Origin of the sequence: Bacteroides cellulosilyticus DSM 14838, from assembly GCF_000158035.1 — a bacterium.
In the GTDB taxonomy this organism is placed as follows: Bacteria; Bacteroidota; Bacteroidia; order Bacteroidales; family Bacteroidaceae; genus Bacteroides; species Bacteroides cellulosilyticus.
Map to the genome: position 1 here is coordinate 163,163 of NZ_EQ973495.1, position 7,733 is coordinate 170,895.

Consider the following 7,733-nt stretch of genomic DNA (forward strand, 5'->3'; position numbering starts at 1 on the left):
TTTGTTCAGCCGGACGCTCGGGAGTTTCTACAACAATCGTTCCCTTGTCCCAACTCCATTTTGTCCCTTTGTCTGAAACTTGTTGTTCAGACGATGTTTTAGTTGTGCACGCAACTAGCGCAATACACGCGCTCAGCAATAAAAATTTAAATTTCTTCATACGTTATCTATTGTTATATTCCTCATTAAAGAGAAATGCGTTATTTCATGTAATCAAGTCATGTTAGATAAATTATTCCCAAAATTAACTTTTTCTCCAATAACTAGTACCTATTATCGGCTTTTTTCGCATAAATAATTCACAATAAAGACATCATCACAATTAGTCTATACTTTGAGAATGCCTGTCATACTAAGCTTGTCGAAGCATCTCATCACGATACAGAATATCAAATTCATAGATCAGGCAAAAAAATAAGAGTGCATTAAAATCTTTTAATACACTCTCATCTTGAAAGGGAAGTTTTCCTTTCTATCAATCAAATATCAAATAAAATCTAATGTTATTTGAGACGATACAGCAACCAGGCACTCTGGAAATCTTTACGATTAGAGTATTTAGACTTGAAAGCGTCACGTGCGTCAGCTGCAGAAGCTCTGTCAGCAAAAGTACTCACAATTACACGATACATTGCTGCATCCGGATTAAAGGCAATCACAGCACTATAACCTTCCTTATCCAAAAAATCTTTCAGGCTTTCGGCATTAGCCTTCACACTAAAGCTACCACAAACCACACTGTAATCTTTCAAACCACCCACGCCAGAAATTATGTCCACTTTTTCCTGACGTACACCGGCAGTTGCAACAGGCACACTTTCCACAACCTTTGCTTCAACCGGAGCACTCACTACCGGAGAAACTTCTACCGGTTCAGTAACCTGAGGTTCAGCCAGTTCTTGCTGTTTTGCTTTTTCATATGCTTTTTTATAAGCGCTTTCACTCGATTTACAAGAAGAGAATGCCAATGCAATGCACAATCCCATTCCTAAAAATGCTAATTTTTTCATAATCATATTGTTTTTGTTAGTAATTTCTACAATCTATCTATACTCAATATCTGCGGAATATATAACGAATTCCCTCATATTCCAGATGAAGGGATGAAGAAGTCAATTCTTCCATTGTAAATGTCCGTTCTCCATTTTCCCACCCCATATAGAATGAATAGTTTTCGTCTTCCATACTTTGAGGCAGCAAAATAATAGAAATTTTATCTCCTTTCAAAGAATAATTTCCAAAAAACGTTTGATAGCTACCATTTTTCAACAAACAAATGGCAGAAAAGCTACCTTTTTGGAAATTATAAAAGATGCTATCTTGCCGTTCAATTGAACCGTCGGCATATTGATATTGCCTCAACTGCCACTTATCATCCAAATCGCCGTCAACATTACTACAAGCTGCCAGCACAAGCACTATCAACCCGATAATCAGAAATATCTTTCTCTTTCCTATCTTCATGTAGCTAATATTCCGAATAATAAGACAAATGTACGTGGAACAATCAATCCAAAGGGCAGCATTATAGTTAAATTAAATTAATCACGTTTCTTTTCCTACCAGACAAAACCAGGTTCGAACTGTACCCGGGCATTACCTGAGCCGTACCAGCTCCGTATCTATACGCTTAGAGTAGCTACGGACCCGATACGGAGTAGCTACGAACCTAATACGGAGCAGATACGGAGCCAGTACGGAACAGATACGGAGCCAGTACGGAACAGATACGGAGCCAGTACATTCCGGATAGTTCTCGGATTAGTACCGAACTTGGAACAGAAAAATAAATATTTCGAAAAAAAAGAAGTTAAGCGAACAACTTTATAAAGAAAAATGTTAGCTTTGTAGTATAAACCTCTATAAATAGAAAGGAGAACAATTATGAAAGGATTAAATGTACTCGTAGCTTTTCTGGGCGGTGCAGCAGTAGGCGCAGCCGTTGGTATTTTATTTGCTCCCGAAAAAGGAGAAGACACCCGCCATAAGATTGCGGAAATTCTCCGTAAAAAAGGAATTCGTCTGAACCGTAGTGAAATGGAAAATCTGGTAGACGAAATCGCAGCAGAAATTAAAGGCGAAGGAGCCGAATAAAACAAAACCTACAAAAAAACAGAGCCACTATGATGTTCGCAGACGACAGAAGTATTGAAAATCTCCAGCAATTATTCGTTGAGTTTAAGAAATATCTGAAACTCCAAAAAGAATATACCAAACTGGAAATAACCGAAAAACTCTCAATCCTGCTTTCCGCCTTGGTACTACTATCGGTGGTTATCATTCTTGGCATGGTGGCACTGTTTTATTTGTCATTTGCATTAGCTTATATATTAGATCCGCTTGTAGGCGGACTCATGGTAAGCTTCAGCATCATCGCCGCTTTTCATCTTCTGCTTGTTTTATTAGTAATCACTTTCCGCAAGAAACTCATCATCAATCCAATGGTGAACTTCATTGCCGGACTGTTCTTTGAGAATGATAATGAAAAATGATATCATCATGAACAATATGCCTGACTCCTCTTCCATGACTCTGGAAAGTATCGCGCTACGAAAAAAAGAATTACGGAAGAAATTGCATGTACAGAAAGAAATCATGACGGATACGGCAAGAGAACTGTTTGCCCCCCTTGCACCCGCTGCAGACAAGGGCAACGCCATTATGCGCGCTTTCAATACGGGCATGGCTGTCTTCGACGGACTAATGCTCGGAGTAAAGATGATGAGAAAGGTCAGAAGCATGTTCGGAGCCAGAAGATAAACAGGCGCCATAAAGCAAAAAAAGCCGCGTTCTTCCATTGAGGGACGCGGCTCTTTTTATTGATTCAATTCCAATGATTACAGATACGTTTCGAGCAACTTCACGCCACCGTCTTCCGGAACAATCGTAACTTCTTGCGTAATCGCAGGCAGCAATATCGTTTCACCTGCACGCACAGCAATCTCATTCTGGCTGTCGTCCGTGATACGGCATGCGCCTTCCACACAAATAAAAATCACAAATGAATCCAATTCAGAATAGTCACATGTAATTTCTTCTGTCATGTCATAGAGAGAAGTAGTGAAGTAAGGACTGGCAACCAATTCCACCGGTTCGTTCTTCAGATGATCATATTCTGTACGGAAGTCATCCTGTACATCAGCAAAATTAATAGCCTCAGTAGCCTGAGTAGTGTGCAACTCGCGAGATTTACCCTCTTTGTCTTTCCGATTGTAATCGAAAATACGATAAGTGATATCCGAAGTCTGCTGAATTTCAGCAACAAAAGCACCGGCACCAATACCATGCACACGACCGGCAGGCACATAGAACACATCCCCCGGTTTTACATCGCACGTTTGCAGCACTTCAGCAAAGGTTCCATTATAAACTCTTTCCTTGTATTCTTTCGGAGTTATCTGCTCAGAAAAGCCGGAAATCAGTTTTGCCCCCTTATCTGCCGATACCACATACCACATTTCATTCTTGCCGAAAGAATTGTGACGTTTTCTCGCCAACTCATCTCCCGGATGTACCTGAATGGATAAATCCAACTTGGCATCAATGAATTTTATCAACAAGGGAAACTTTGTGCCAAAACGAGAGTAATTCGCTTCACCGACAAGTTCATGACGGTATTTTCCCACCATCTCAGGGAGCGTAAGGCCTTTGTCAGGCCCATTAGCGACGACAGACTCGTTGTCTTCTACAGCCGAGATTTCCCAGCTTTCGCCTACTCCGGATAGCGTTTCATTCAATTGCTTGAAAGCAATAATCTTGTCGCCTCCCCAAAGCGTCTGCTTCAGAATAGGCTCAAATTTCAAAGGATACATTCGTAGTTTTTGTTAGAGCTTTAAATAAAAATGTTACATTTTTTTAGATTAACGCGACAAACTTACAAAAAATATCAATTCGCCTCGTAAATGTTAAACGCTAAACTTTCCTAAAATGTTCTTCACATTTCAAGATAAACCCTTGGGAGTACGGAAGAATTTCTTTTTATTTGCAAGAAATTTAATTTTATACCATGGATATGATAAACACCGTGTCAACGGAAAGTAACTTGTCGGGTTTGAACAAGGAAGACTTTCAAAAAGATATAAATAACAAGAAGACTGATTTATTTATTCTTAAAAATGCTCAGGGAATGGAAGTTGCAGTAACTAACTACGGATGCGCTATCCTTTCCATTATGGTCCCCGACAAAAACGGGAAGTATGCTAACGTAATTTTGGGACATGACAGTATAGACCATGTAGTCAACAGCCCCGAACCTTTCCTCAATACCACTATCGGACGTTACGGAAACCGTATAGCCAAAGGAAAATTCACTCTTTATGGCGAAGAGCACAATCTGACAATCAACAATGGACCAAATTCTTTGCACGGTGGACCCACAGGTTTCCACGCCAGAGTGTGGGATGCAGTCCAACCGGATCCGACGACTGTTGTATTCAACTATACATCCGCAGATGGCGAAGAGGGCTTTCCCGGTAATCTGGAAGTAGAAATGACCTATCGTCTGGAAGATGAAACCAATGCACTGGTTATTGAATATCGGGCTACCACAGACAAAGCAACTGTTGTCAACCTCACCAACCACGGCTTCTTCAATTTGGCAGGTATTGCCAATCCCACCCCTACGGTTCTGAACCACATCATTACTATCAACGCTGATCATTATACTCCCATTGACGAAGTGTCCATTCCGACAGGAGAAATCCTGAAGGTAGAAGGTACTCCTATGGATTTCCGTACACCGCATACCATCGGTGAACGTATTGATGATAAGTTCCAGCAATTGGTGAATGGTGCAGGTTACGATCACTGCTACGTACTGAATAAGACAGAGAGTGGCGAATTAAGCCTTGCCGCTACTTATACGGAACCCGAAAGCGGACGTACAATGGAAGTATATACCACAGAGAATGGTGTACAACTCTATACCGGAAACTGGCTAGGCGGCTTTGCAGGTGCTCACGGAGCTACTTTCCCGGCACGCAGCGCTGTTTGCTTTGAAGCACAATGTTTCCCCGACACACCCAACAAACCACATTTCCCATCGGCCGTATTGCTCCCGGACGATGAATACCAACAAGTAACCATTTACAAGTTTGGTGTACAAGAATGAATATAACTAACCTAATTTTATAACTAATTTAATTAATTAAAAACCATGACACAACAAAAACAGAACGGTAATCTTGTCGCTATTATTACCATGTTCTTCATTTTTGCGATGATTTCCTTCGTTACCAATCTTGCCGCACCGTTCGGTACGATTTGGAGAAACGAATATGCGGGTTCGAACACTTTAGGTATGATGGGAAATATGATGAACTTCCTGGCATATCTGTTTATGGGAATTCCTGCCGGTAACATGCTCGTTAAGATCGGTTACAAAAAGACTGCATTGATTGCAATGGCAGTAGGTTTCCTCGGTTTGTTCACGCAATACCTTTCCAGTTTATTCGGAGCAAATGCCGAAGTTTTCGCATTCGGCGAATATGTTATCAAATTAAATTTCGTTATCTATCTGCTTGGTGCATTCATCTGCGGTTTCTGTGTTTGTATGCTTAACACAGTGGTGAACCCGATGCTGAACCTCCTTGGTGGTGGTGGTAACAAAGGTAACCAGTTGATCCAAACAGGTGGAGCCCTTAATTCTTTGTCCGGTACATTGACCCCTCTTTTCGTAGGTGCTTTGATTGGTACGGTAACTTCCAAGACAGCCATGTCTGATGTTGCTCCTCTCCTCTTCGTTGCTATGGGTGTATTCGTAGCTGCATTTATTATCATTTCATTTGTAGCTATCCCTGAGCCACATCTTCAGAAAAGTGGAGCAAAGAAAGAAAAATTCTCTCATAGTCCATGGAGCTTCCGCCACACTGTATTAGGTGTAGTTGGTATCTTCATCTATGTAGGTATCGAAATCGGTATCCCGGGTACACTGAACTTCTATCTTGCCGACGCAAGCGATAAGGGTGCCGGAATTATGATGAACGGTGCTGCTATCGGTGGTGCTATTGCTGCTATCTACTGGTTGCTGATGCTTGTAGGACGTACTGCAAGTAGCGCTATCAGCGGTAAAGTTTCCAGCCGTACACAGTTAATCGTTGTATCTGCTACCGCTATTGTTTTTGTATTGATTGCTATCTTCACTCCGAAAGATGTAACAGTTTCAATGCCCGGTTACACTGTAGGTGAAGGATTTATGATGGCACAAGTACCTGTCAGCGCATTGTTCCTCGTACTTTGCGGTCTTTGTACTTCTGTAATGTGGGGTGGTATCTTCAACCTTGCAGTAGAAGGATTAGGAAAATATACAGCACAAGCATCCGGTATCTTCATGATGATGGTTGTTGGTGGTGGTGTATTGCCGTTGATCCAACAAAGCATCTCTGACTCTGTAGGTTATATGGCCAGCTACTGGCTGATTATCGCAGCTCTTGCTTATCTGCTGTTCTACGGCTTGGTAGGTTGCAAAAATGTAAATAAAGATATCCCAGTAGAGGATTAACGCAATTAAAAGGTATAGGTAATTAATTTATTCACTTATAAATTTGAAAAGATTATGGATATAGAACACGTAAGAAGCCGTTTCATCAAGCATTTTGACGGAACAACAGGAGCAGTTTACGCTTCTCCGGGACGCATCAACCTCATTGGTGAGCATACAGACTATAACGGTGGTTTTGTATTCCCTGGAGCAATCGATAAAGGTATGATCGCTGAAATTAAACCGAATGGTACAGACATTGTGAAAGCTTATTCCATCGATCTGAAAGATTATGTGGAATTCGGTTTGAAGGAAGAAGATGCTCCCCGTGCAAGCTGGGCAAGATATATCTTCGGTGTATGCCGTGAGATGATTAAGCGTGGCGTTGATGTAAAGGGCTTCGATACTGCTTTCTCCGGTGATGTGCCTTTAGGTGCAGGTATGTCTTCATCTGCCGCTTTGGAGAGTACATATGCGTATGCATTGAACGATCTGTTCGGTGACAACAAGATAGACAAGTTCGAACTGGCTAAAGTAGGTCAGGCAACTGAACATAACTATTGCGGTGTAAACTGTGGTATTATGGACCAGTTCGCTTCCGTATTTGGCAAGCAAGGTAGTCTTATCCGTCTGGACTGCCGCTCACTGGAATATCAATACTTTCCATTCGATCCGAAAGGCTATCGTCTGGTATTGGTAGATTCTGTAGTTAAACATGAATTGGCTTCTTCAGCATACAACAAGCGTCGTCAAAGCTGCGAAGCTGCCGTTGCTGCAATTCAGAAGAAACATCCGCATGTAGAGTTCCTGCGCGATTGTACCATGGACATGCTACAAGAGTCAAAAGCTGAAATCAGCGAAGAAGACTACATGCGTGCAGAATACGTAATCGAAGAAATCCAGCGCGTACTTGATGTTTGCGATGCACTGGAAAAAGGTGATTACGAAACTGTAGGTCAGAAGATGTACGAAACACATCATGGTATGAGCAAGCTTTACGAAGTTAGCTGCGAAGAGCTCGACTTCCTGAATGATCTTGCATTCGACTGCGGTGTAACAGGTTCACGCGTAATGGGCGGTGGTTTCGGTGGTTGTACTATCAACTTGGTGAAAGATGAGTTGTATGATACATTCATCCAGAATGCAAAGGATAAGTTCAAAGAGAAATTTGGCAGAAGCCCTAAAATTTATGATGTAGTCATCGGTGACGGTGCTCGCAGATTAGTTTAAAATAAAAACAACTCAATCTTAAAAG

Annotated in this window: 9 protein-coding genes; 6 read left to right on the top strand and 3 right to left on the bottom strand. The window is 41.5% G+C overall.

Annotated features, from left to right (window positions below):
• Nucleotides 1–503 precede the first annotated feature (503 nt).
• Together BACCELL_RS23010 and BACCELL_RS23015 are read right to left on the bottom strand one after the other, a co-directional pair.
• Entirely contained in the window at nt 504–1,010 is a 507-nt protein-coding gene (locus BACCELL_RS23010) for an SPOR domain-containing protein (RefSeq protein WP_007217752.1), read from the bottom strand.
• Between the two features lie 43 nt (nt 1,011–1,053).
• On the bottom strand, nt 1,054–1,464 hold the full coding sequence (locus BACCELL_RS23015) for a lipocalin-like domain-containing protein (RefSeq protein WP_007214519.1): 411 nt from the start codon (nt 1,462–1,464) through the stop codon (nt 1,054–1,056).
• A 420-nt stretch (nt 1,465–1,884) separates the two neighbouring features.
• Here BACCELL_RS23015 and BACCELL_RS23020 point away from each other — a divergent pair, with 420 nt between their 5' ends.
• The 3 genes from BACCELL_RS23020 to BACCELL_RS23030 are packed head-to-tail and all read left to right on the top strand — an operon-like array spanning nt 1,885 to nt 2,760.
• Nucleotides 1,885–2,094 carry a YtxH domain-containing protein gene (locus BACCELL_RS23020; protein WP_007214520.1) on the top strand — a complete coding sequence of 70 codons (210 nt, stop codon included), beginning with the start codon at nt 1,885–1,887 and terminating at the stop codon, nt 2,092–2,094.
• A 32-nt stretch (nt 2,095–2,126) separates the two neighbouring features.
• Nucleotides 2,127–2,492, top strand: coding sequence for a phage holin family protein (locus tag BACCELL_RS23025; RefSeq protein ID WP_025726505.1), 366 nt, complete (start codon nt 2,127–2,129; stop codon nt 2,490–2,492).
• Between the two features lie 7 nt (nt 2,493–2,499).
• Complete coding sequence (locus tag BACCELL_RS23030; protein ID WP_118404134.1) at nt 2,500–2,760, top strand: hypothetical protein; 261 nt, start codon at nt 2,500–2,502, stop codon at nt 2,758–2,760.
• Nucleotides 2,761–2,837: 77 nt separating this feature from the next.
• Here the strand turns inward: BACCELL_RS23030 and BACCELL_RS23035 are convergent, their stop codons facing one another.
• Nucleotides 2,838–3,812, bottom strand: a complete 975-nt coding sequence (locus tag BACCELL_RS23035; RefSeq protein WP_007214523.1) for a type I phosphomannose isomerase catalytic subunit — start codon at nt 3,810–3,812, stop codon at nt 2,838–2,840.
• Nucleotides 3,813–4,012: 200 nt separating this feature from the next.
• Here BACCELL_RS23035 and BACCELL_RS23040 point away from each other — a divergent pair, with 200 nt between their 5' ends.
• From BACCELL_RS23040 to galK, 3 genes are read left to right on the top strand one after another with little or no spacing between them, the layout of a single operon-like run.
• Nucleotides 4,013–5,110, top strand: coding sequence for an aldose epimerase family protein (locus BACCELL_RS23040; protein ID WP_025726503.1), 1,098 nt, complete (start codon nt 4,013–4,015; stop codon nt 5,108–5,110).
• A gap of 45 nt (nt 5,111–5,155) precedes the next feature.
• Nucleotides 5,156–6,499: an MFS transporter gene (locus BACCELL_RS23045; protein WP_007214525.1), complete on the top strand. Its 1,344-nt coding sequence runs from the start codon at nt 5,156–5,158 to the stop codon at nt 6,497–6,499.
• 54 nt (nt 6,500–6,553) lie between these two features.
• Complete coding sequence (gene galK, locus BACCELL_RS23050) at nt 6,554–7,708, top strand: galactokinase (RefSeq protein ID WP_007214526.1); 1,155 nt, start codon at nt 6,554–6,556, stop codon at nt 7,706–7,708.
• The last annotated feature ends 25 nt before the right edge of the window (nt 7,709–7,733 follow it).

Coding starts and splice junctions, on each gene's coding strand:
- BACCELL_RS23010 (WP_007217752.1), bottom strand. CDS start 1,010: ATGAAAAAATTAGCATTTTTAGGAATGGGATTGTGCATTGCATTGGCA.
- BACCELL_RS23015 (WP_007214519.1), bottom strand. CDS start 1,464: ATGAAGATAGGAAAGAGAAAGATATTTCTGATTATCGGGTTGATAGTG.
- BACCELL_RS23020 (WP_007214520.1), top strand. CDS start 1,885: ATGAAAGGATTAAATGTACTCGTAGCTTTTCTGGGCGGTGCAGCAGTA.
- BACCELL_RS23025 (WP_025726505.1), top strand. CDS start 2,127: ATGTTCGCAGACGACAGAAGTATTGAAAATCTCCAGCAATTATTCGTT.
- BACCELL_RS23030 (WP_118404134.1), top strand. CDS start 2,500: ATGAACAATATGCCTGACTCCTCTTCCATGACTCTGGAAAGTATCGCG.
- BACCELL_RS23035 (WP_007214523.1), bottom strand. CDS start 3,812: ATGTATCCTTTGAAATTTGAGCCTATTCTGAAGCAGACGCTTTGGGGA.
- BACCELL_RS23040 (WP_025726503.1), top strand. CDS start 4,013: ATGATAAACACCGTGTCAACGGAAAGTAACTTGTCGGGTTTGAACAAG.
- BACCELL_RS23045 (WP_007214525.1), top strand. CDS start 5,156: ATGACACAACAAAAACAGAACGGTAATCTTGTCGCTATTATTACCATG.
- galK (WP_007214526.1), top strand. CDS start 6,554: ATGGATATAGAACACGTAAGAAGCCGTTTCATCAAGCATTTTGACGGA.